The organism is Jatrophihabitans sp. (assembly GCA_036399055.1).
Classification (GTDB): domain Bacteria; phylum Actinomycetota; class Actinomycetes; order Mycobacteriales; family Jatrophihabitantaceae; genus Jatrophihabitans_A.
Genome location: DASWNX010000017.1, coordinates 201,195 through 223,672, shown reverse-complemented (window position 1 = coordinate 223,672; position 22,478 = coordinate 201,195). Strand labels below are relative to the sequence as shown.

22 protein-coding genes are annotated in these 22,478 nt (G+C 69.1%); 8 read left to right on the top strand and 14 right to left on the bottom strand.

The window, feature by feature from the left end:
* A partial coding sequence (locus VGB75_06735; GenBank protein HEY0166722.1) for an inositol-3-phosphate synthase occupies window positions 1-484 on the top strand: 484 nt, incomplete at its 5' end.
* Window positions 485-579: 95 nt separating this feature from the next.
* Here the strand turns inward: VGB75_06735 and VGB75_06730 are convergent.
* From VGB75_06730 to VGB75_06720, 3 genes are all read right to left on the bottom strand, one after another.
* Window positions 580-1,869 carry a hypothetical protein gene (locus VGB75_06730; GenBank protein ID HEY0166721.1) on the bottom strand — a complete coding sequence of 430 codons (1,290 nt, stop codon included), beginning with the start codon at window positions 1,867-1,869 and terminating at the stop codon, window positions 580-582.
* A gap of 208 nt (window positions 1,870-2,077) precedes the next feature.
* A complete protein-coding gene (locus VGB75_06725) occupies window positions 2,078-3,313 on the bottom strand; it encodes a hypothetical protein (GenBank protein ID HEY0166720.1) in 1,236 nt (411 codons plus the stop codon).
* A 175-nt stretch (window positions 3,314-3,488) separates the two neighbouring features.
* Window positions 3,489-4,067 (bottom strand): YqgE/AlgH family protein, encoded by a 579-nt coding sequence (locus VGB75_06720; protein ID HEY0166719.1) that lies wholly within the window; start codon window positions 4,065-4,067, stop codon window positions 3,489-3,491.
* Window positions 4,068-4,174: 107 nt separating this feature from the next.
* Here VGB75_06720 and VGB75_06715 point away from each other — a divergent pair, with 107 nt between their 5' ends.
* A complete protein-coding gene (locus tag VGB75_06715) occupies window positions 4,175-5,563 on the top strand; it encodes an MFS transporter (GenBank protein ID HEY0166718.1) in 1,389 nt (462 codons plus the stop codon).
* A 60-nt stretch (window positions 5,564-5,623) separates the two neighbouring features.
* Here the strand turns inward: VGB75_06715 and VGB75_06710 are convergent, their stop codons facing one another.
* Window positions 5,624-7,084 (bottom strand): CCA tRNA nucleotidyltransferase, encoded by a 1,461-nt coding sequence (locus tag VGB75_06710; GenBank protein HEY0166717.1) that lies wholly within the window; start codon window positions 7,082-7,084, stop codon window positions 5,624-5,626.
* Between the two features lie 162 nt (window positions 7,085-7,246).
* On the opposite strand from VGB75_06710, the gene VGB75_06705 reads away from it, so the two are divergent.
* The 5 genes from VGB75_06705 (at window position 7,247) to trxA (ending at window position 13,406) form a co-directional block, all read left to right on the top strand.
* Complete coding sequence (locus VGB75_06705; protein ID HEY0166716.1) at window positions 7,247-7,714, top strand: NUDIX hydrolase; 468 nt, start codon at window positions 7,247-7,249, stop codon at window positions 7,712-7,714.
* On the top strand, window positions 7,711-9,873 hold the full coding sequence (locus VGB75_06700) for a hypothetical protein (protein HEY0166715.1): 2,163 nt from the start codon (window positions 7,711-7,713) through the stop codon (window positions 9,871-9,873). Before VGB75_06705 ends, VGB75_06700 begins: the two co-directional genes overlap by 4 nt.
* Before the next feature lie 34 nt (window positions 9,874-9,907).
* A complete protein-coding gene (gene murJ / locus VGB75_06695) occupies window positions 9,908-11,944 on the top strand; it encodes a murein biosynthesis integral membrane protein MurJ (protein HEY0166714.1) in 2,037 nt (678 codons plus the stop codon).
* A 71-nt stretch (window positions 11,945-12,015) separates the two neighbouring features.
* The gene (trxB, locus tag VGB75_06690; GenBank protein HEY0166713.1) at window positions 12,016-12,981 is read left to right on the top strand and encodes a thioredoxin-disulfide reductase; all 966 of its coding nucleotides are present in this window, start codon (window positions 12,016-12,018) and stop codon (window positions 12,979-12,981) included.
* A gap of 95 nt (window positions 12,982-13,076) precedes the next feature.
* Window positions 13,077-13,406: a thioredoxin gene (gene trxA / locus VGB75_06685; protein ID HEY0166712.1), complete on the top strand. Its 330-nt coding sequence runs from the start codon at window positions 13,077-13,079 to the stop codon at window positions 13,404-13,406.
* 252 nt (window positions 13,407-13,658) lie between these two features.
* On the opposite strand, the gene VGB75_06680 is transcribed toward trxA, so the two are convergent.
* Both VGB75_06680 and VGB75_06675 read right to left on the bottom strand, forming a co-directional pair.
* Complete coding sequence (locus VGB75_06680) at window positions 13,659-14,279, bottom strand: GNAT family N-acetyltransferase (protein HEY0166711.1); 621 nt, start codon at window positions 14,277-14,279, stop codon at window positions 13,659-13,661.
* Window positions 14,280-14,284: 5 nt separating this feature from the next.
* Window positions 14,285-15,511: a pyridoxal phosphate-dependent aminotransferase gene (locus tag VGB75_06675; protein ID HEY0166710.1), complete on the bottom strand. Its 1,227-nt coding sequence runs from the start codon at window positions 15,509-15,511 to the stop codon at window positions 14,285-14,287.
* A 68-nt stretch (window positions 15,512-15,579) separates the two neighbouring features.
* Here VGB75_06675 and VGB75_06670 point away from each other — a divergent pair, with 68 nt between their 5' ends.
* Window positions 15,580-16,215 carry a nitroreductase family protein gene (locus VGB75_06670; protein HEY0166709.1) on the top strand — a complete coding sequence of 212 codons (636 nt, stop codon included), beginning with the start codon at window positions 15,580-15,582 and terminating at the stop codon, window positions 16,213-16,215.
* A gap of 18 nt (window positions 16,216-16,233) precedes the next feature.
* Here the strand turns inward: VGB75_06670 and VGB75_06665 are convergent, their stop codons facing one another.
* The 8 genes from VGB75_06665 to rpmH form a co-directional block, all read right to left on the bottom strand.
* A complete protein-coding gene (locus VGB75_06665) occupies window positions 16,234-17,367 on the bottom strand; it encodes a ParB/RepB/Spo0J family partition protein (GenBank protein HEY0166708.1) in 1,134 nt (377 codons plus the stop codon).
* Window positions 17,364-18,515: a ParA family protein gene (locus VGB75_06660; protein HEY0166707.1), complete on the bottom strand. Its 1,152-nt coding sequence runs from the start codon at window positions 18,513-18,515 to the stop codon at window positions 17,364-17,366. Before VGB75_06660 ends, VGB75_06665 begins: the two co-directional genes overlap by 4 nt.
* A gap of 154 nt (window positions 18,516-18,669) precedes the next feature.
* On the bottom strand, window positions 18,670-19,284 hold the full coding sequence (gene rsmG, locus VGB75_06655) for a 16S rRNA (guanine(527)-N(7))-methyltransferase RsmG (protein ID HEY0166706.1): 615 nt from the start codon (window positions 19,282-19,284) through the stop codon (window positions 18,670-18,672).
* 83 nt (window positions 19,285-19,367) lie between these two features.
* Window positions 19,368-19,904, bottom strand: a complete 537-nt coding sequence (locus tag VGB75_06650; protein HEY0166705.1) for a R3H domain-containing nucleic acid-binding protein — start codon at window positions 19,902-19,904, stop codon at window positions 19,368-19,370.
* Window positions 19,905-19,967: 63 nt separating this feature from the next.
* A complete protein-coding gene (gene yidC / locus VGB75_06645) occupies window positions 19,968-21,131 on the bottom strand; it encodes a membrane protein insertase YidC (GenBank protein ID HEY0166704.1) in 1,164 nt (387 codons plus the stop codon).
* Complete coding sequence (gene yidD, locus VGB75_06640) at window positions 21,131-21,451, bottom strand: membrane protein insertion efficiency factor YidD (protein HEY0166703.1); 321 nt, start codon at window positions 21,449-21,451, stop codon at window positions 21,131-21,133. The genes yidC and yidD overlap by 1 nt, the downstream gene beginning before the upstream one ends.
* Window positions 21,448-21,867 carry a ribonuclease P protein component gene (gene rnpA, locus VGB75_06635; GenBank protein HEY0166702.1) on the bottom strand — a complete coding sequence of 140 codons (420 nt, stop codon included), beginning with the start codon at window positions 21,865-21,867 and terminating at the stop codon, window positions 21,448-21,450. The genes yidD and rnpA overlap by 4 nt, the downstream gene beginning before the upstream one ends.
* Before the next feature lie 14 nt (window positions 21,868-21,881).
* Window positions 21,882-22,019 (bottom strand): 50S ribosomal protein L34, encoded by a 138-nt coding sequence (gene rpmH / locus VGB75_06630; protein ID HEY0166701.1) that lies wholly within the window; start codon window positions 22,017-22,019, stop codon window positions 21,882-21,884.
* Between the last annotated feature and the right edge of the window lie 459 nt (window positions 22,020-22,478).

Here is a 22,478-nt window from a genome sequence, read left to right as displayed (position 1 = left end):
GGCCAAGCTGTTCGAGGACCGGGGCGTGGTGCTCGACCGCACCTACCAGCTCAACGTCGGCGGCAACATGGACTTCAAGAACATGCTCGAGCGCGACCGGCTGGAGTCGAAGAAGATCTCCAAGACCCAGGCCGTCACCTCGAACATGAAGCACGACCTCGGCGCCCGCAACGTCCACATCGGCCCGTCGGACTACGTCCAGTGGCTCGATGACCGCAAGTGGGCCTACGTCCGGCTCGAGGGCCGCGCCTTCGGCGAGGTGCCGCTGAACCTGGAGTACAAGCTCGAGGTCTGGGACTCCCCGAACTCGGCCGGCATCATCATCGACGCGCTGCGCGCGGCCAAGATCGCCAAGGACCGGGGCATCGGCGGCCCGATCCTGTCGGCGTCGTCCTACTTCATGAAGTCCCCGCCGGAGCAGTACGACGACGACACCGCTCGCGACAAGGTCGAGGCCTTCATCCGCGGCGACATCGAGCGCTAGTCGGCTGTCCTAGCCAGGCACGCCATTGTGCGGCCTGAATCCGCGCGCTGAGGCCATCTCAACGCGGATTCGGGCCGCACAATGCGTTTCCCGGGCTAGACGCCGTGCGGGAGCCAGTAAAGGCCGGTGATGTAGCAATGCAGAGCGACGTCGGTGTCGATCAGGCTGCGGATCAGGACGCTCCCCGCGCTCGCGTCGACCGTTAGCTCGGTGGGCTGCAGCCACGCCGAGGACGAGACCACCGGCGACCCGGTCCACGGGTGGTGCGGGGCGTGAATGCCGAGTGCGACGGATTGCCCCGGCCGGTCGGTGGTCACCACAAGGTTGATCGCCAGAGCCCTGTCCCCAGCCGGCAGGTAGAGCCCGCCGGGTGCGCGGCCGTGCAGCACCAAGGCCGTCACCGGCTGCGGGGACAGCGGGACGTAGGAGCCTAAACCGTCGCCGGAAGCCCCTTCAGCGCTGTCGCGCACGAAGTAGCCGAACACGTCGACGACCAGCTGGACGCTGCTGGCGCTGCTGTTGGTGAAAGTGAGGGCGCCGTCGCTGCCGAGGTTCACGATCCGCTGGGTCTGCATGGTCTGCGGGGTTGTCTGATGTCCCACGAAGCGCAGCCGGGGGGTCGCCAGGCTGCCATCGCCGTCGGTGACCACCAACTGCCCGGTGCTGCGCGGCGCCAGCACCGCCACATTCGCGATCACGGCGATGGCTCCGCCGGCCGGGATGCCGCCGCGCCCGGGAAGGGCGACGGTGACCTTCTTGCCCGCTCCGACGGCTGCCCTGGGCGCGCCGATCCCGTTGCGGGTGTCGAGCACCCGGCCGTTCGCGGGAGCGAACATGCCCTCCAGGGTGGCGGTTCCGGCCCAGTAGTAGCCCAGGACGTCGACCAGGATGTGCGTGGGGTAGCGGGCGTTGCTGCGGATCGTCACGCCGCCGTCGGAGCCCAGGCGGACCGTCAACTGCTGCTGGATGTTGCCGCCGCCGGTCAGCGTCATCGTCACCCGGCCGTCCCAGGACGTGCCGCTCGGGTACACCGACAGCGAGCCGGCCGGCGCGGGGGTGGGCACCGTGACGTCGAGGACCGCCGCCTGCCATGAGTTCGTGGACCCCGCCTTGAAGGTCACGGTGCGGCCAGGGCTCACCAGGCCCCGGTAGCCGCCCAGGCCGGAACGGGTGTCCAGCACCCGGGTGGCGGCGACCTGGTGGTACGCCCCGGCGGTACCCGACCCGGCCAGCGGGCTGACGGGGGCGGCGGAGGCGATCGGCGCGGACGTCTGGGAGGCGGCCGTCTGGGAGGCGGACGTCTGGGAGGCGGCTGAGACCGGTGGACTCGTCAGCAGTCCGACGATCAGCGAGCAGCCCATCGCAAGTCGCGAGATCTTGCCCATGGCGGCACTCCTCAGGTGCGTGCGAGGCGAAGGCCGATGTGACCCTCACTACTTAGACGTCTGAGACCTCCCAAGGTTGCCCTGCGCCGTTCACGATGCCCCGTTCAAGACGTCATTGTGCGACCCGAATCCGCGCGCTGAGGCCATCTCAACGCGGATTCGGGCCGCACAATGCGTTTCCTAGAGGACTACCGCACGGTCAGCAGGGTCAGGCGGTCGCTGGGAGCTTGTAGTAATAGCCGGTGACGTAGGCGTGCAACCAGGTTTCCGGGGCGTCGTAGAGGTTGCGCAAGGCGATGGTGCCGTGTGCGCCCGCGGCCACGGTCAGCTCGCTGGGCTGCAGTGCCGGTGAGGACGAGACCGTGGCCGAGCCGCTCCAGGGGGCGTCTGCGTTATAGAGCCCGAGCAGGCTCGGCTGTCCCGGCCGGTCGGTGGAGACCACGATGTTGTACGCCGAGGCCTGCGAGGCCAAGGCCGGCGTCACCGCCACGTTGGTCGGCGTGCGGTGGTGAAGCACGATCCGCTGGCCGCCGTAGAGCGATCGCGGGCTCAGGGCGACATAGCCACCCTCGTCGGCCACCGGGCCCGGCAGGAAGTACCCGGCGAAGTCGATGACCAGGTGCACGCCGGAGCTGCTCGACTGGGTGAAGGTGAGCTTGCCGTCGCTGCCGAGCTTGACCACGCGTTGGGTCTGCATCGTCTGCGGCGTGCCCGAGTTTCCGAGGAACCGCAGATGCTTGGTGGCCTGGCCACCGCCGCTGTCGGTGATGCTCAGCATGCCGGTCGTGCGTGCCGACAGCACGGCGATGTTCAGCACCACGGCGCTGGCGCCGCTGGCGGGCAGGGGGCGCCCGAGCATGGCCAGGGTGATCCTGCCGCCCGGAAGCAGCGGGTTTCCGGCACGGGTGTCGAGCACCCGCAGGTTCTTGCTGGTGTCGAGCATGCCGGGCTGACTGGGTGTGCCGGCGACGTAGAAGCCCAGGGCGTCGACCAGGATGTGGGTGGAGCGGACTGCGTTGCTGCGGATCGTCACGGCCCCGTCAGCGCCGAGCCGCACCGTCAACTGCTGCTGGATGGTGCCGCCGCCGGTCAGTGACATCGTCACCCGGCCGTCCCAGGACGTGCCGCCGGGGAACACCGACAGCGAGCCGGCCGGCGCGGGCGTGGGCACCGTGACGTCGATGACCGCCGCCGACACCGGGTTCGCGTTCGGGCGGGCCTGGGACAGGTTGACGGTCACGGTCTGACCCGGAGCCACCAATCCTTTGAAGCCGCCGAGGCCGGATCGGGTGTCGAGCACCCGCTTGGCAGCGACCGGCTCGAAGCTGCCTGCCAGATTCGGGGCCGCCGCTGGACTGACCGGCGCGGCTGAGACCGCCGGCGCCGTGACGCAGAGCCCGGCCACCAGTGAGCAGCCGATGAGAAGACGCACGACAGTGCGCATGGCACCACTCCTTAAGGGATGCGGTGCCTGACCGGATGGTCGGCTTTGCCGCACTGAAGAGTGGACGCGGAGCAGCGCTGTCGGTTGCATCGCTCATACATTGCGATCAGGCAACGGCGACCTCGAACGGGCGGCGGCCGGGCGCATGCCGAGCAGGCGCTAGTTCAGGCCCGCGCTAGTTCAGGCCGACGTCCACCGGAAACGTCGACAGCAGTGACAGCGGCGCCGGCTGGCGGCGCAGCACCGTGCGCCACAGGACGCCCGGATTCTGGGAGAACACGTCGTCCAGGCCGCCGGCGACCACGAACCAACCGCCGGCGGCGATCTCGGCCTGCAGTTGGCCTACCCCCCAGCCGGCGTGGCCGGCGAACACCCGCAGGCTCTGCGCGCCGAGCGCGACCTCGGCCGGCTCGGCGTCGAGGTCGACCAGGGCCAGGCCGCCGCTGACCGCCCGCAGGCCGTTTCCGGCGTCGGTCGAGCTGGACAGCCGGCCCAGGCCCAGGGCGCCGTCGCGCTGAACGGGGCCGCCGTTGAAGACCACCGATGGCTCGCTCATCACTTCCTCCCAGTTGGGCAGGATGTGACCGACCGGGGTGTGCGAGGGCCGGTTGATGATCACCCCCACGGTGCCGGTGTCGTCGTGCTCGATCAGGAACACCACGGTGCGGAAGAACTCCGGATCGGCCAGCGACGGCGCGGCTATCAGCAGGCGGTGGGCAGCGGGCGGCAACTGCCAGCTTGGTTCGGCGGGCACCGTTACATCCTGCACCAATACCGCTCTCCGCGGGCTAACGTCGAGGGCTCATGCGTCGAACGGAGTAAGGACGAGCGGCTGCGGCAGCTCGAGAAGAAGGCGAATAGTTGACATCCCTGGACGTACCCCCGCGCCCGGTCCAGCCCCTGCTGGCCCGGCTGGACTTCCGTCGACTGCTGTCGGTGCGGCTGTTCGGCCAGTTCGCCGACGGGGTGTTCCAGGCCTCACTGGCCGGAACCATCCTGTTCAACCCCGAGCGCCAGGCGCACGCCGCCGACATCGCGGCCGGTTTCGCGGTGCTGCTGCTGCCCTATTCGGTGCTGGGCCCGTTCGCCGGCGTGCTGTTGGACCGCTGGTCACGCCAGCGCGTGCTGCTCGGCGCCAACCTGATCCGGACGCTGCTGGTCTGCGGGGTGGCCGCCGAGATGGCCCTGGGCGTGCACGGCTTGCCGTTCTACCTCAGCGCGCTGGTGGTCATCTCGGTGAACCGGTTCGTGCTGTCGGCGCTGTCGGCTTCCCAGCCGCACGTGGTCGAGCCTGAACGGCTGATCACCGCCAACGCGGTGTCCACCACCACCGGCGCCGTGGTGGCCGCGACCGGCGGGGCCCTGGCGATCACGCTGCGCGCGCTGCTGGGCGGCGGCAACGTCGGTTACGCCCTGGTGGCGCTGGGGGCCGCGGCGTCCTACGCGCTGGCCGGCTGGCGCGCGTCGGGCTTTCGCCTCCTGCAGCTCGGCCCGGACGCCGACACCCGCGAGCACTCGGAGTCGGTGAGCAACGTGCTCACCGGGCTGGCCGACGGGGCCCGGCACATCCGCTCGCACCCGTCGGTGCTGCGCGCCTTCGCGGTGATCGGCGTGCACCGCTTCGCCTACGGGGTCACCGCGATCAGCACCCTGCTGCTCTTTCGTAACTACTTCTCCGACGCCGGGGTGTTCCGGGCGGGACTGCCGGGCCTGGGCCAGGTGGTGGCCGCGATCGCGCTCGGCGGCGGCCTGGCCGCCCTGCTGACCCCGATCGCGGCCCGCCGGATCGGCTACACCCGGTGGCCGGCGGCGTTGCTGATGCTCGCCGGGGTCGTGGAGTTGACGCTCGGGCTGCCCTTCAAGCTGCAGACCTTCCTGCCGGCCGCCGCCCTGCTGGGCCTGGCCGCTCAGGGGGTGAAGATCTGCGTCGACACCCTGATCGCGCAGCGGGTGGCCGATGACTACCGGGGCCGGGTGTTCTCGCTCTACGACACCCTGTTCAACGTGATCTTCGTGTCGGCCGGGGTGCTCACCGCGCTTGCCCTGCCCGAGAACGGCAAGTCCACCACCGCGGTGACGGTGATCGGAGTCGCCTACCTCATCACCGGGGCGGTGTACCTGTTCGCCCGGGACACCGACCCATTCGCTCCGGTCGGCCGGACGCCGAGCGCTCTGCCGTCTGCGGTGCCGAACGCCGCCCCTGCCAGCGCTGAACGGGTCGCCGACCGTGATGCTGTCAGGCCGCTATAGCAACCGCACAGCATGACGCTGGTCGGGACTGCTGGTCAGGACTGCTGGTCATGACGCTGGTCAGGACTGCTGGTCGGCGTGCCAGGCCCGCAGCGCCTGGACGGCCTGCTCGTGGGTCAGCGGCCCGTGCTCCATCCGCAGTTCCAGCAGGTGCTTGTACGCCTTGCCCACCAACGGGCCGGGCTTGACCCTCAGGATCGCCATGATCTCGGTGCCGTCGAGATCGGGCCGGATGGCGTCCAACTCCTCCTGCTCGCGCAGCCGGGCGATCCGCTCCTCCAGGGCGTCATAGGTCGCGGCCAGCATCGCGGCCTTGCGCTTGTTACGGGTGGTGGTGTCCGAGCGCACCAGCTTGTGCAGCCGCTCCAGCAGCGGCCCGGCGTCGGCGACGTAGCGCCGGACCGCCGAGTCGGTCCACTCACCCCGCCCGTAGCCGTAAAAGCGCAGATGCAGAAACACCAGCCGCACGATGTCCTCGGTCTGGTCCTTCGGAAACTTCAACGCCTTCAGCCGGGCCTTGGCAAGCCGGGCGCCGACCACCTCGTGATGGTGAAAGGTGACCTGCTTGGCCTGGCCCGGACCGTCGACGAACCGCCGGGTGTCGGGCTTTCCGATGTCGTGCAGCAGCGCAGCCCAGCGCAGCACCAGGTCCGGCTGGGCGCCGGGCTCGCGTTGCTCGAGCTCGATCGCCTGGTCGAGCACCTGCAGGGTGTGGGCGTAGACGTCCTTGTGCTGGCCGTGCTCGTCGGCGGCCATCCGCAGAGCGGGCAGCTCAGGCAGCACCACGTCGGCCAGGCCGGTGTCGACCAGCACCTCCAGGCCCCGGCGCGGAAAGGGCCCGGCGATCAGCTTGTTCAGCTCGGCCTGCACCCGCTCGGCGGTGATCCGGGACAGCTCCCCGGACATCTGGGAAATCGCCTCGATCACCGGCTCGGCCGGAGTGACCCCCAACTGGGCCACGAACCGGGCAGCGCGCAGCATCCGCAGCGGGTCATCGCCGAAGGACTCCTGTGGGGTGGCCGGGGTGCGCAGCACGCCCCGCGCCAGGTCGGCCAGGCCACCGTGCGGGTCGATCAAACGCCGGTCGGTCACCGAGACCGCCATCGCGTTCATGGTGAAGTCCCGCCGGCGCAGGTCCTCGGCGATGTCAGTGCCGAACGCGACCACTGGATTACGGCTGACCCGGTCGTAGCTGTCGGCGCGAAACGTCGTGATCTCACACGGCTGGCCACCGATCTGAGCGCCGACGGTCCCGAAGTCGATGCCGGTGGTCCAGGTGCCTGACGCCACACCCGCCACCAGCTGCAACACCTGCTCGGGCCGGGCGTCGGTGGTGAAGTCGAGATCGTTGACCTCCCGGCCCATCAACGCGTCGCGCACCGGCCCGCCGACCAGGAAGAGCTGATGGCCGGCCGCGGCGAACAGCTCGCCCAGCCGAGCAGCCGCGGGCGGGATCGGCACCAGCTCACCGGGGTCGCCGACCGCGGCCGGCGCTGCCGAATCGCTGCGATGCTCACTCACGGGGTCGCTGCTCGCTCCGCTCCTCGCTCCTTCGTCGCTGCGATGCTCACTCACGGGGTCGCTGCTCGCTCCGCCTCCCTCACGCAGAGCCGGGGCTCCCGAATCGCTGCGATGCTCACTCACGTTGACAGACCCTACTGAACCGCCAAGTAGCATCGGTTCATGTCCCGTGCGTCGAACCACCGGCGTCCGCGGCTTCCCCGGGTGGACGAGACCAGCGCCGGCGGACTGGTGCTCGACCTGTCCGGGCCGGTGCCGCAGGGTGCGCTGATCGGGCGCACCAACCGGCGGGGACGCCTGCTCTGGTCGCTGCCCAAGGGCCATCTGGAAGCCGGTGAGACCCTGGAAGAGGCGGCCGTCCGCGAGGTCGCCGAAGAGACCGGCATCACCGGCGACATCATCGGCAGCCTGGGCGCCATCGACTTCTGGTTCGTGGTCGACGGCCGGCGGGTGCACAAGACCGTCCATCATTACCTGATGCGCGCGGTCAGCGGCGAGCTCTCCGACCAGGACGTCGAGGTCACCGAGGTGGCCTGGGTGCCGCTGCCGCGCATCGCCGACCGGCTGGCCTACTCCGATGAGCGCGGACTGCTCGCCGAGGCCTGCCGGTTGCTGCGGGACTCCGCGTGAGCCGGCGCCCCCACCATCGAACGCTGACCCGCCGGCTCTCGGCTCTGACCGTCGCTGCCACCCTCAGCCTGCTCAGCGTGCTCAGCGTGCTGCTGGCGCCGGCCGGTGGCGCGACCGGTCGGCCGCGCACGGCCGCGCAGGCCGGCGCGACCCCGGTCTCGGTGGTGCTGAACTCGGTGAGCCCGCGCAGCCCGGACCCGAACAAGCCCAGCCAGCCGGTCGTCTTCGCCGTGACGATCTCCAACAACACCGACAACACCTACTCCGACGTGGTACTGGGCCTGCGCCGCGGCTTGCCGATCGGACGCCAGGCGTTGCTGGACCAGGCGATCAAGCAGCCGCCCGACACCGATTACCAGGTGCCCCAGCCGCTGCGGCTGGACACCCAGCTGTTGCCACGGCAGAGCCTGAACGTCAGCTATCGCACCACCAGCAACGACCTGTGCCTCTGCTTCGACGGGGTCTACCCCTATGCCCTTGTCATCCAGGCAGTCAGCGACCCCAGCGTCGGCTCGGTCGAGCTCGGCCGGCTGCAGGTGTTCGTGCCGTCCTTTCTGAACGCGCCCCAGCCGGTCCTCGTCGGTTGGGTCTGGCCCCTGCTCGAGGCGCCGCACCGCTCGGTCGATGAGAACGTCTTCCTCGACGAGCAGCTGGCCGGCTCGGTCGGGCCGGGCGGGCGGCTGGACCGGGCGCTCAGCACCGCCGAACTGGTCGCCGGCAAGGCGCGGCTGACACTGCTCGTCGACCCGGACCTGCTGGACAGCCTGGCGGTGATGGCCGCGCCGGCCGGGTACCGGGTGCGGGCCGGAACGGGGACGGCGCCCGGCACCGGCGGCAAGCTGGCCACCGACTGGCTGGCCCGGCTCACGCTGCTGCAGGCCAAGCACGACATCGTGCTCACCGCCTACGCCGATCCGGACGTCAACGCCGTCTCCAGGGCCGGCCTGAAGTTCTCCACCGCTCTGGAGCCGCAGGTCCAGGCGCGGATCGCCCCCACCCTCAACGGTGACTTCTCCTCCGACCTGCTCACCTGGCCCGCCGGCAGCGCGCTGAGCGGCAAGGCGCTGGACGCCCTGGTGGGCAGCGGGGCCTCGACGGTGCTGCTCAGCGACGCGGCGCTGCCGGGGCACAACGACACCGAGCCGCGACCCGACGCGCTGTCGCCACTGCCCTCGGCAGCCGGCAAAGCGCTGGCCCTGGTCACCGACACCGGTATCCAGGCAACCGTGGCGCGGGCGCTGCGGCTCGGCTCGGCAGCCGCCAATGACCAGCAGACGTTGCTGGCGCAGCTGGCGATCCGAGCCGCGCAGGGGCCCGAGCGCAGCCACTTCGTGGTGATCGCGCCCGATCGCTACGTCAATGCCAGCCCGGTGACGGCCTCGCAGACCATCCTGGCCGCCAACGGCGCCAGCTGGAGCCGCCCGATCGCCCTGCGGTCCGCGCTGCGGACGGTCACTCCGGTCAACCGGGGCGCGCTGCGCACCGACGCCGAGAGCGCCGCCGCCGAAGTGCGCCCGTCCGACATGGCGGCGCTGCGCCGGATCGAGCAGCAGGTGGCGTCGATGAACGAGGCGCTGCACGACAACGACGCCGCGGCGGAGTTGCTGGGCGGCTTCAACAATGGCATCAAGAGGGCCGAGTCGAGCGCGTGGCGACGCGATCGCGTCACCGGCGCCGCGGTGACCCGCAGCCTGCAGACCCGGATCAACCAGCTGACCTCCGCGGTGCACCTGGTGCAGCCGGCAGTCGGCACCTACAGCCTGTCCTCCTCGGACTCACCGGTGGTGGTGACGGTCTCCAACCAACTGCCCCGGGCGGTGACCGTTCAGGTGTCGGTGTCGCCTGCCAACGGGGTGGTCGGCTTCCGAGCGCCGCCGGCGCAGCGGCAGACCATTCCGGCTCGCAGCATCGCCACCATCCGCATCCCCACACACGTCGACCGGCTGGGTAAGTTCCGAGTCGTGGCAGTGCTCAGCACGCCGGACGGCCGGCAACTCGGGGCCGGCGTCACCCTCAACCTGCGGGCGACCGCGATCGGGACGGTCACCAAGGCGATCACGATCGTCGCGGTGAGCGTGCTGGTGCTGGCGCTGCTGCGGCGGCTGGTGCAGCGGATCCGCCGCGGATCCGGCAAGGCGCCCGCCGGCGCCGCGTCATGACCGGAACAACGCGTCATGACCGGAACAACGCGTCATGACTGAGGACTGGTCACCGCCGCGGATCTACGGCACGCCGATCCCGCTGCCCGGAGACGGCTCGGCGCTGGCCGTCGAGACTGCCCAGCCCGACACCGGCGACGCCTGGAGCGCGCCGATCTATCACGGCCCGCGCCGGCGCCGACCCCGCTCGTTCGAGCAGCCGGCCGGCGCCACAGCGCTCGCCTCGCAAGGGTCAGCCACCACCGCCCCGCCCCGAGCCGAACCTGACGCGCCGGCTGCCAGCAGCGACCCGGCAGCCGATGACCGGGCAGGCCCGTCCCGTCCTGCCGACCCGGACGCGCAAACCCCGGCCACGCAAGCACCGGACGCGCAAGCACCGGACGCGCAAGCACCGGACGAGGACGAGCCGGTCGCACCCAGCCTGATGGCCAGCAGCCGGACCATGGCGATCGCCAGCCTGGTCAGCCGGATCACCGGCTTCTTGCGCAGCATCGCCATCGGGGCGGCGGTCGGCGCGGGCCTCTACAGCGTCGGGGACGCCTACGGCCTGGCCAACACGCTGCCCAACATGGTCTATGAGCTGCTGCTCGGCGGCGTGCTGACCAGCGTCCTCATCCCGGTCTTGGTCAAGGCCCAGCAGGACGACCAGGACCGCGGCCTGGCCTACACCCAGCGGTTGCTGTCGATCGCCACCTTCGGGCTGGCCGGCGCCACCCTGCTGGCGGTGCTGGCAGCGCCCTGGCTGATCGGCGTCTTCGGCGGGCCGCCTCAGTACCGCTCGGTGGCCGCGCTGTGGGCCACCCTGCTGCTGCCCGAGATCTTCTTCTACGGCCTCGGGGCGATGATCGCGGCGATCTTGAACTCCCGCAACATCTACGGCTGGCCGGCCTGGGCCCCGGTGATGAACAACCTGATCACCATCGGCGCGGCGCTGCTGTTCCTGCTGGTTCCCGGCCCGGCCAAGCTCAGCACCGGCACCATCACCACCACCCAGATTCTGGTGCTGGGCATCGGCACCACCCTGGGCATCGCCGCGCAGGCTCTGGTGCTGCTGGTGCCGCTGCGCCGCAGCGGGTTCGTCTGGCAGTGGCGGTTCCGGGCCTCGCCGAACGAGGCAGGCCGGATGGCCGAGTTCCGGACCCTGACCCTCTGGGTGCTCGGCTACGTGGTGGTCAGCCAGATCGGCGTGGTCGTGATCAACCGGGTGGCCAACCAGAACGGCGGCGTGCAGATCTTCGCCTTCGCCGACCTGCTGTTCATGGTGCCCTACGGCATTCTCGGGGTGTCGCTGCTGACCGCCCTGATGCCGCGGATGAGCCGCTCGGCGGCGCGGGGGGACACCTCGGCGGTGCTGGCGGACCTGGAGCTGGGCTCGCGGCTCTCGGCGGTGGCGCTGGTGCCGATCTCGGTGGGTCTGATGATCTTCGGACCGGCGTTCACCAGCGTGATCCTGCTCGGGCGCTACAGCCAGAGCAACGCCCAGCTGACCGGCCTCGCGCTGGCCGCCGGCGCGTTCGGGCTGGTGCCCTTCGCCGTGGTGATGCTGCAGCAACGGGTCTTCTACGCGATGCGCGACGCCAGGACGCCCACCTTCATCAATGTCGCCATGGTGGCCACCAAGGTGGCCCTGGTGCTGGCCGGCAGCGTCCTGTTGGACGGCCGGGCGGTCATCATCTGCCTGACCGTCTCCACGTCGGCGTCCTACGTGGTGGGATGCATGGTCGGGCATCAGCTGCTGCGCCGCCGGTTCGGCCAGGTGGGGTTCGCGCCGGTGGCCCGGACCATCGGTTGGATCGCCGCGGCCGCGGCCGCCGCGGGCGTGGTGGGCCTGCTGGTGGTGCTGGCCGGCAACGCGGTGCTCGGTGGCGGACGGCTCGCCGCGCTGGCCGAATTGGTGGTCGGCGGCGCCCTTGCCGGCATCGTCCTGGTGCTGCTGGCGTTGCGTCTGCCGCTGCCCGAAGTGGGGCAGATCGCTTCGGCGGTGCGTGGTCGGGCCGGGCGCGAGACCGCCGTCCCGACGGCCGGGCCGGGCGCGAGCACGGGCGCCGGCGCGGACGCGAGCGCGGAATAGCGTTCGGCCTAAACTGGTTCTTGACGGGGCTCCGCCGATCGGCGGAGAAGTCAGCTGAGATCGAGGTAGCTGTGAGCGAGAACCACCGCAGGGTGATCGTGGTCGGCTCGGGACCTGCTGGTTACACCGCAGCCCTGTACCTGGCGCGAGCCGACCTGCGGCCGCTGGTCTTCGAGGGCAGCCAGTACGGCGGCGCCCTGATGAACACCACTGAGGTCGAGAACTACCCGGGGTTCCCCACCGGGATCATGGGCCCGGAGTTGATGGCTCAGCTCCGTGCCCAGGCCGAGAAGTTCGGCGCTGAACTGGTCAGTGACGACGTCGTGTCGGTAGAGCTGGAGTCACCGGTCAAGACCGTGCGGACCCTGTCGGGTGAGTTCACCGCCGACGCGGTGGTCCTGGCGATGGGCTCGGCCTACAAGAAGCTGGGTGTGCCGCGCGAGGACGAGCTGTCCGGCCATGGGGTGTCCTGGTGCGCCACCTGTGACGGCTTCTTCTTCCGCGACCAGCACATCGTGGTGGTCGGCGGCGGTGACACCGCGATGGAGGAGGCCGGCTTCCTGACTCGGTTCGCCGAGTCGGTGACCGTCGTGCACCGCCGCGACACGTTGCGGGCCTCGCGGATCATGGCCGAGCGGGCGCACGCCAACCCCAAGATCCGGTGGGCCTGGAACTCCGAGGTCGCCGAGATCCACGGCGAGAACAAGGTCACGGGCCTGACCCTGCGCGACACGCGCTCGGGTGAGATCCGCGAGATCGAGGCCACCGGGCTGTTCATAGCGGTCGGCCACGATCCACGCTCGGAGCTGGTCAAGGGCCAGGTCGAGCTCGATGACGAGGGTTACATCCTCACCGAGGGCCGCTCCACCCGGACCAACCTGGCCGGCGTGTTCGCCGCCGGCGACGTGGTCGACCACGTGTACCGGCAGGCGATCACCGCGGCCGGCACCGGCTGCCAGGCAGCCCTGGACGCCGAGCGGTTCCTGACGGCGCTGGACGCCGTCGGAGACGTCCAGCTCGCAGCCATGGAAAGCTGAGGGCCCGAGAGCCGCTTATCGTTCGGCGGGAAGGGTTGCGGCCCGTCCCGTGTTCAGTCCACAGCACATCACTCAAGCTAGAAGGAGTCGCCGTTATGGGTGCCAACACCCCCGCCGTCACTGACGCGAGCTTTGCCAAGGACGTCCTGCAGTCGGACAAGCCTGTGCTGGTCGACTTCTGGGCCGAGTGGTGCGGGCCGTGCCGGCTGGTCGCCCCGGTGCTCGAAGAGATCGCCAGCCAGCACGGCGAGAAGCTGCAGATCGTCAAGCTCAACATCGACGAGAACCCGCAGATCGCCCGCGACTACCAGATCATGTCGATCCCGACCATGTCGGTGTTCCAGGGCGGCAAGGTCGTCAAGACCATCGTGGGCGCCAAGCCGAAGGCCGCGCTGCTCAACGACCTGGCCGCCTACATCTCCTGATCAGGTGTGCTGCTCCTGATCAGAGCAGCACGGCTTGAGGTCCCGCGTCTAAGGCCCCGCTCCCGCCGGGTCAGCCCTCCGGCTGGCCCGGCGCACGGCTGTCTGGACAAGTGAAGCCGCCGCCGCAGAAGGTGGAAAGCCTGCTGCCCCAGCGCGACGCCCTGCCTGAGTACTCGGAGTGAGAACAGGTGCTGGGCACTAGCCCCAGCGTGGCTTCCCTGGCCCCCGGCGCGCCGGCGCGCCGAGCCTGACTCAGCGCGCCGGGGTGAGCGAGCCGACGGTCGTGCCGAAGATCCGCTCCAGGGCGTACTCGACGTCATAACGCCATGACACGGTCGACCTCAGCTCCATCCGCAGCCGCGGGTAGGCCGGGTGCGGGCGCACGGTCTTAAAGCCCACCGAGCGGAGGTAGTCCACCGGCATCAGGCACCCGCGCGACAGCGGTCCGGTGGAGCCGAAGGCCTCCACCGCCTTCACGCCCCTGGGCACCAGCTCGGCGGCCACCGCCTGCGCCAGCATCCGGCCGACCCCCGCCGAGCGCCAGTGCGGCGCCACATAGGCGTTCAGCAGCAGCACCGCGTCACCGGACACCGGCGACGTCGGAAACGACAGGGCGCGGGGGACGAATCCTGGCGGCGCGAACAAGGCGTATCCCACCGGCTCGTGGGCGGCGTAGGCCACCTTGCCGCAGCTGCCCCAGTCCAGCAGCGTCGCCGACAGCCAGGACTCCTTGGCCAGCTTCGCCTCCTCCGGCGGCATCGGCTGAGGATCGGCGAGCGGGCCGAGCTCCCAGAACAGGCAGGTCCGGCAGGCGCCGGGCAGGTCCTCGAGGTTGTCCAGCGTGAGTCCGACCACCCGACGAGACACCGACATGCTGACTAGCTAAGCTGACTCGGGTCATAGCTGTCCAGGAACACCGCCAGCCGTCCGATCGCCTCCGTCAGGACGTCGGCCCGCGGCAGTGTGACGATGCGTAGATGGTCTGGATCAGGCCAGTTGAACCCCGTCCCCTGCACCAGCAGGACGTGCTGGTCGCGCAGGAAGTCCAACACGAAGCGCTGGTCGTCGGTGATCGGGTACCGCTCGGGGTCCAGGCGGGGGAACACATAGAGCGCCCCCTTCGGCTCGACGCAGCTGACGCCGGGAATGGCTCGCAGCGCAGTGACAGCCGCGTCGCGCTGCTCGAGCAGCCGGCCACCAGGCAGCACCAGGTCTCGGATGCTCTGCCGGCCGCCGAGGGCGGCCTGGATGGCGTGCTGGGCCGGCACGTTGGCGCACAGCCGCATGTTGGCCAGGATCGTCAAGCCTTCGAGGTAGCTGGCGGCGTGCTGCTTGGGGCCCGAGGCCATCATCCAGCCCGACCGGAAGCCTGCCAGCCGGTAGGCCTTGGACAGGCCGTTGAAGGTCAGCGTGAACACGTCCGGCGCCAGCACCGCGAACGGTGTGTGGGTGGCGTCGTCGTAGAGCACCTTGTCATAGATCTCATCGGCCAGCACCACCAGGCTGTGCGCGCGAGCCAGCTCAGCGAACTCCTGCAGGACCTGCTCCGAGTAGACCGCGCCAGTCGGATTGTTGGGGTTGATCAGCACGATCGCCTTGGTGCGCTGGCTGATCTTGGCGCGCAGGTCCGCCAGGTCCGGCTGCCAGCCCGCTGACTCCTCGCAGCGGTAATGCACCGGCCGGCCACCGGCCAGCGAGGTTGCCGCCGTCCACAGCGGATAGTCCGGGGACGGGATCAGCACCTCATCGCCGTCGTTGAGCATGGCCTGCAGCGACATCACGATCAGCTCGCTGACCCCGTTGCCCAACCAGACGTCATCGACGGTGACCGTGGGGTCCAGGCCACGTTCCTGGTAGTGCTGCACCACGGCGGTGCGCGCCGACAGCACCCCCTGGGAGTCGGAATACCCTTCCGAGTCGCGGAGATTGCGAATGACGTCCACCAGGATCTCCTCCGGCGCCGTGAAACCGAATGGCGCCGGATTTCCTATGTTCAACTTCAGGATCGAATGCCCCTGGGCTTCCAGCCGCTTAGCCTCGTCCAGCACCGGCCCGCGGATGTCGTAGCACACCTCGGCGAGCTTGTTCGACTGCGTCAGATCCATGGCCGAGAGCGTTGCACACAAAGGTGATTAAGGGCCATCCGGCTCTGGCCCCGTGATAGACACCTGTCATGGAATACACCGAGGTGGTGCGCAAGCGCCGGATGGTCCGCGCCTACGATCCGGACCGTCCGGTTGCCCGGGCGGTGCTGAACGACCTGCTCGAACTGGCGATCCGGGCCCCGTCGGCCGGGTTCAGCCAGGGCTGGCACTTTCTGGTGCTGGACACTGTTGAGACTCGCGAGGCGTTCTGGCAGGCCAGCACGGAGGACCCGGCAGCTGAGCCTGACTCTTGGCTGCGAGGCATGCGCTCAGCCCCCGCGCTAATCATCGCAATGTCGGACAAAATAGCGTATTTAGACCGGTACGCGGCTCCTGACAAGGGCTGGGCCGACCGCGATGAGACCCGGTGGCCGGTGCCGTACTGGGATATCGACACCGGTATGGCCAGCCTGCTCATCCTGCTCGGGGCTGTCGACCACGGGCTCGGCAGTTGCTTCTTCGGAGTGCCCGCCGAGCGGCACGCGCAGGTGAAGCAGGCTTTCGGGGTGCCAGAGCGGCTGGCGATCGTCGGGGTGATCAGCCTCGGCCACCCGGCGCCAGACCGCAAGTCGCCGTCACTGAAACGCGGTCGGCGGCCAGTGGCCGAGGTGGTCTCATATGGGCGGATGCAGCCTGCGCCACACCCGGGGGAGCCCGAGAGCTAGTCAGCTCGGCGGGCTTGGTCACCCAGTCGAGCCGCCGGTGTCGACCCGCGGGCCGAGAGCCTCCGGGGCCGACGCTGTGGCCAAGTGCGGGGCGATCACGGCGACGATCCGCTCCAGGTCATCGATCGAGCCGAACTCCACGGTGATCTTTCCTTTACGGCGCCCCAATTCGACCTTCACCCTGGTCTCCAAGGTGTCCGACAGCTTGTTCGCCAGCTCACTAAGGGCCGGCGCGGTCGGCCGGCGGGTTGGTGTGGCCCTGCTCTTGACGCTCGTGCCCGCGGCGGCGAGGGTGACCAGCTCCTCCGTCGCTCGAACCGACAACCCCTCGGCGACGATCCGGCTCGCCAACTCATCCTGCTGGTCACGGTCTTCCAGGCCGAGCAGCGCCCGGGCGTGGCCGGCCGACAGCACTCCGGCAGCCACCCGGCGTTGAACCGGGACCGACAGGTTCAGCAGCCGGATCGTGTTGCTCACCTGCGAACGGCTACGGCCGATCTTGCTGGCGAGCTCCTCATGCGTCACGCCGAACTCCTGCAACAACTGCTGGTAAGCAGCCGCTTCTTCCAGAGGGTTCAGCTGTGCGCGGTGGATGTTCTCCAGCAGCGCGTCCCGCAACATCGCATCGTCGGCGGTCTCGCGCACAATGGCCGGGATCGTGCTCAGGCCCGCGGCGATGGCGGCACGGAGCCGGCGCTCGCCCATCACCAGTTCGAAGCCGGCGCCCTGAGCCCGCACCACTATCGGCTGCAGGACCCCGAACTCTTTGATCGAGTGGCTTAACTCGGTCAGCGCCTCTTCGTCGAAGACCTGCCTCGGTTGCCTCGGATTGGTGGTGATTTGGTCCGGGCGAAGGTGGCGCAGTGTCGTTCCCGGCACCGGAGACGGGTCGAAGTAGAAATCGGTGGCTGAAGAGGCTGACAGCGACGACAGCGACGGCACCCGATTAACTACCTTGACGACGCCTGACGGGTTCACCGCCGCCGGGGTGGCTTCCGGGCCGGCGTCGGCCGCTTGCTGGTCAACGGGCCCGCCCTGCTCGGAGCCGGCAGGGCCGTCGGAATCAGAGCCGGTGTCAGCCGGTGAAGCGGCGGTCGGGATGAGGGCTCCCAAGCCCCGACCGAGACCACCACGCCGTGGGGGTTTGCTCACTGCCGCGCCTCCCGTGCTTGCTCGTCGTGCTCCGGCAGCGCGGACCCGCGCTCGGCCAACTCGCGGGCGGCCTCAAGGTAACTGACCGCTCCTCGCGAGCCGGGATCATAGGTGATCACAGTCTGACCGTACCCAGGAGCCTCAGAGACCCGGACATTACGGGGGATGACGGACCGAATCACCTTGTCACCGAAGTGCTGGCGCACCTCATCGGCCACCTGATCGGCCAGGCGAGTACGGCTGTCGTACATGGTCAGCAGCACGGTCGACACTTCAAGGGTCTCGTTCAGCTGGGTTTTCACCAGCTGCACGGTGTTCAGCAGTTGCGCCAGGCCTTCCAGGGCGTAGTACTCGCACTGGATCGGGATCAGGATCTCCTGGGCTGCCACCAGGGCGTTCAAGGTGAGCAGGCCCAGCGCCGGCGGGCAGTCGATGATGATGTAGTCGACTTTGTCGGTGTAACTCGCCACAGCCCGTCGCAGCCGGTGCTCACGGGCGACCTGCGAGGCAAGCTCGATGTCAGCCCCGGCCAGGTCGATGGTGGCCGGGGCGCACCGCAGCAGCGGCGCGGCCTCGACCTGAACCGCCACCTCCGCGAGGGACATATCTCCTAGGAGGACGTCATAGACCGACGCTGTCCCAGCGGTGTGCGGCACTCCCAGAGCGGTACTGGCATTACCTTGCGGATCGAGGTCCACGAGCAGGACATGCAATCCGTGCAACGCCAGTGCCACCGCAAGGTTGACTGCGGAGGTGGTCTTACCGACCCCGCCCTTCTGATTCGCGACGGTGATGATCCGGCGTGCAGGAGGCGCGTTCCAGGACTGCTGGCGAACGTTACGCACGTGAACGGCCTGCATCGCTTCCCGAGCGATGGGGGTGTCGCTGAGTGTTGTTTCACGTGAAACATGTGGTTGTCCTGGGTTCAGTGCCTCATGCGCCAGGTCAGCCTGCAGGGCTTCATAGAGGTCTGAGCCGTGCGATGTTTCACGTGAAACATCGTCGTCGCGCGTCACTTCGTGGTGCTGAGTGTCAGCAGGGGTGGCGCTGCGGAGTGAGCCCTCGGCCTCGGCGGGCTTTAGCTCACCAGGATTTAACGGAGGCACGGCAGTACGGGTGGTGGAAGCGGGGTCGAACTCGTCCGGCATCCCGGATGTCACCTCATTGCCTGTGTCGGTTGAGCTGGCTACTCGAGCGCTGGTCAACTGCGTGGGCCGCGTGGGCTCTGGTCAGCTCACCTACGGATAAATCTGGTCCTGGAATTGGGTCACATCACACGATCGGGGCGAATGCACTCGGGTGCTACCGGCGAATGAGGTGCACTACCCGAGTCGGCGGGTCGACCAGCTCGGCGCCGCATTCGATGACCCCTCTTACCTCGGCCCGCATCCGGGTCAGGAACTGCTGATGCTCGCGCACTTCGCCCTCAGCGCCGGCTCCCTTGAGGGCGAGCAGGCTGCCACCTGGTCGAAGTAGCGGAAAGCTCCATCGGACCAGGCGGTCCAGTGGCGCCACCGCCCGTGCTGTCACGAACTCCGCTGAACCTACCGTGTTGAGCACAGCGCTGTCCTCTGCCCTGCCCCGGATGACCCGAACACGATCGGTCAGTTCCAGCGCGGTCACCACTTCGGTGAGAAAGTCAGTGCGGCGCAGCAAGGACTCCACCAGGTCGACCGTCAGATCCGGGCGGACGCACGCCACCGCCAGACCGGGCAGGCCGGCGCCGGCGCCGATATCCACCAACCGAGCGTTCGGGGGGATCAGCTCCGCGACCGCCACCGAGTTCAGCAGGTGGCGATCCCATAACCGGGGGGTTTCCCGGGGACCGAGCAGTCCGCGCGAGGTCCCTGGACCGGCCAGCCACTCGGCGTAACGCACCAGCAGCTCAGCGCCCGCGCCGAAACGTTGAAAGACCACCTGGGGTGGAGCGGGTGCTGCCGGCTCGCCCAGGACTGGCGGCTCACCGTGGGCAGGCGTCGAAGCGGCGGGGCCGCTGCCGGTCATGTGGCCGGCAGGACCACAACCCGCCGGTTCGGCTCTTCACCCTCGGACTCGCTGATGACGCCCTCGGTCGCGGAGATGGCGTCGTGCACCACTTTGCGCTCAAATGGGTTCATAGGCGACAATCGGACGGCGTCGCCGGAACTCAACACCTCTTCAGCGGTCTGCTTGGCCAGCGCGGTCAACTCATTCCGGCGAGCCCGACGGTGTCCGGACACGTCGAGCATCAGCCGGCTGCGAATCCCGGTCTGTTGCTGCACCGCCAGCCGCGTCAGTTCCTGCAGGGCGTCGAGGGTGGCGCCCGCCGGCCCGATCAGGGGCTGCAGCTCCGAGCCCACGATCGCCACCATGGCCCTGCCGTTCTCGACGTCGAGGTCTATGTCTCCGTCGTAGTCGACGATGTCGAGCAGGCGCTCAAGGTAGTCGGCGGCGATGTCGCCCTCCTGGACCAGCAGCGGCGGGGAGTCCTTCTCCGCGGCGTCCAGCGCGGCGTCGGTCGAGGTGGGGGCGGTGTCCGTGGAGGCGGTGTCGGTCATCATCAGTCCCTTGTTCTCACTGCGCGGCTTGCAGTGCTATGGAGGAGAGCGCGTACTCGGAAGTTAACGGCGTTTCTTACTCGGAGAGCGCTTGTTGCCGGGCCGGTTGCCCGAGGGTCGCTGGCCGCGGTGGGCCTGAGCAGGCCCGGCCGGGGCGGCGCCGGCGGTGTTGTCGGCCGGCTGGCTGACCGCCGGCTCGGACTTGGACAGGTTGACGTTGGACGTGGCGCCGGCCTTCGTCGTTCCCGCGCTCTTGGCTGCTCCGTCGGCCGTCGCGGTGCTCGCGCCGCTTCGACCCGCAGCGGCTGCTCGGGGCGCGGCGCCGGGCCGGGTGCCCTTGGCGCTGATCGGCTTCTGTCCGACCTTGGGAGCCAGCGCTTTACCTGTCTGGCCGGTCGGCACGTCCGCGGCGCCCGTCGTGGCGCCGGGAGTGTGCGGGTGGTACCTGAAGATGTAGTACTGCTGGCCCATCGTCCACAGGTTGCTGGTGAACCAGTACAGCAGCACCCCGATCGGGAAGATGAAGCCCGAGACCAGGACAGACACCGGGATGCCGACCAGCATCAGCCGCTGGATCATCGCGGCCTGACCCTCCGGGGGAGTGGTCTGGTTGGCGATCACCGCCCGCTGCGTCAGGTAGGTGGCCAGAGCGCTGACGATCACCAGCACTATGGTCACGATCCGGGTGGTGCTGAGGTCTCCGTGGAGTTGGTTCTCGATCTTGTCCGCGGAGTCGCGCAGTGAGGCAGCCAAGGGGGCATTGTTGAAGAGCCTGGCGGCCGCGGCGTCGGTGGTCTGCTGCTCGGTGAAGCTGTAGAGCGTCAGGCCGCGCGCTCCGGGCGGCAACCCGACCGAGTTCGAGATGTGCTTGAGCACGTGGAACAGCGAGATGAAGATCGGGATCTGCAGCAGCATCGGCAAACAGCCCGAGATCGGGTTGAAGCCTTCGGACTGCTGCAGCGCCATCATCTCTCGCTGCAGGCTCGCCTTGTCGCCCTTGTGCTTCTCCTGCAGCTTCTTGATCTTCGGCTGCATCTCCTGCATGCGGCGCTGGTAGTGCACCTGCTTGACGAAGAACCGGAACATCAGCAACCGGGCGGTCACCACCAGCATGATGATCGAGAAGGCCCAGGTCAGGCCGCTCTTCTCGTCCATGCCCAGGAACGTGAACAGCTGGTACCAGCGCAGCAGCACCCACGAGATGGAGGTGTAAAGGAAATCCAGCATCAACCAGCCTGTTCTAGGAGAGTCTTCTCATCCGACGAGTCGGTGCCGGTATCGGTTCCCTCACGCGTCGCTGGCGCGGAGTCGCTCAGCGGCGGAACCGGGTCATAGCCACCCGGCCGGAACGGCTGACACCGGCCGATGCGCCGAAGGCCGAGCATGCCGCCCTTGATCAGCCCAAAACGGGAGATAGCGGTGACGGTGTAGGCGCTACAGCTGGGCGTGAACCGGCAGGCCGGAGGCCGGCGGCAGCTCCAGGCGCCCTGATAGACGGCGATTGCCGTGATGGCCGCGCGCGCTGCCGGTCCAGGACGGTCCGTCATCGGCTGGATCCGCTCCATCCGGGGCTGTGGGAGAGCTTGCTGGTCGGGGCGCTGACTGCGCCCGAGCGGTGAGCGGGGTGAGCGCCCAACTTGTCCAGAGCGCGGCTCAGGTCATGCCCGAGCACCGCCGAGCTGGCCTTCGCGGTCTCGGGAAGGGCGCGTACCACCAGCTTGGCTCCGCTCGGAATGCGATCCAGCCGATCTTGTAGTTGAGCACGTAACCGGCGTGAGACCTGGTGCCGCACCACGCTGGCGCCTACCGCTTTTCCCACCACCAGCCCGACTCGGCTGGCGGCGGGCTCAGCCGGGTCGGTGAGAAGGTAGACCACGACCGAGCCGCTGCGTACCCGCCGTCCCCGCCTGGTCACGGCGGTGAAATCAGCAGCCGACCGAAGACGGTGAGCGGCGGGCAACACCTGGGGCGACCGGCTCAGGCGGACAGTTCGCCACGGCCCTTGCGCCGGCGAGCCTGCAGGATGGCGCGACCGGCACGGGTCCGCATCCGCAGACGGAAGCCGTGGGTCTTGGCCCGGCGGCGGTTATTCGGCTGGAAGGTCCGCTTGCTCACGGTCTGGCTCCATCGCAATCTTTGCGCCTGGGGACGCCTAGCTGGCGCACTCGGCTGGGTTGCCGAGGTCGCGCCCGGAATCGGTCGTGACCTCGGTGGAACGGCACAGGAAGTGGCCGCCGGAAAAGAGACGGCACACGAGGTCTCAACGGTACGGATCGACCCCTGCCGAGGTCAAACCGGCGCTCGACCGAGGCTGCCGGCGCCGCCTCGGTCACAGGGTCATCCATGGTTGAGGCAGGCGGAGAGGGCGCGTCGGCCCGAGGCGTGGCGACACGCCCGAGGTGTGTCCGATGTGGCTGCTCGGCATTGTGAGTTGACCGGCTGCGCTGTTAAGTTGTCGGCTCGAACCCAATCGCTGCGGCATTGAGCGAGCACTTCGGCCAAGAAGGCCGGGGCTGTTTCGGCACCCCTCCACAGGCTGTGGATAATTCTGTGGATAGACCTCCGGTACTCAGC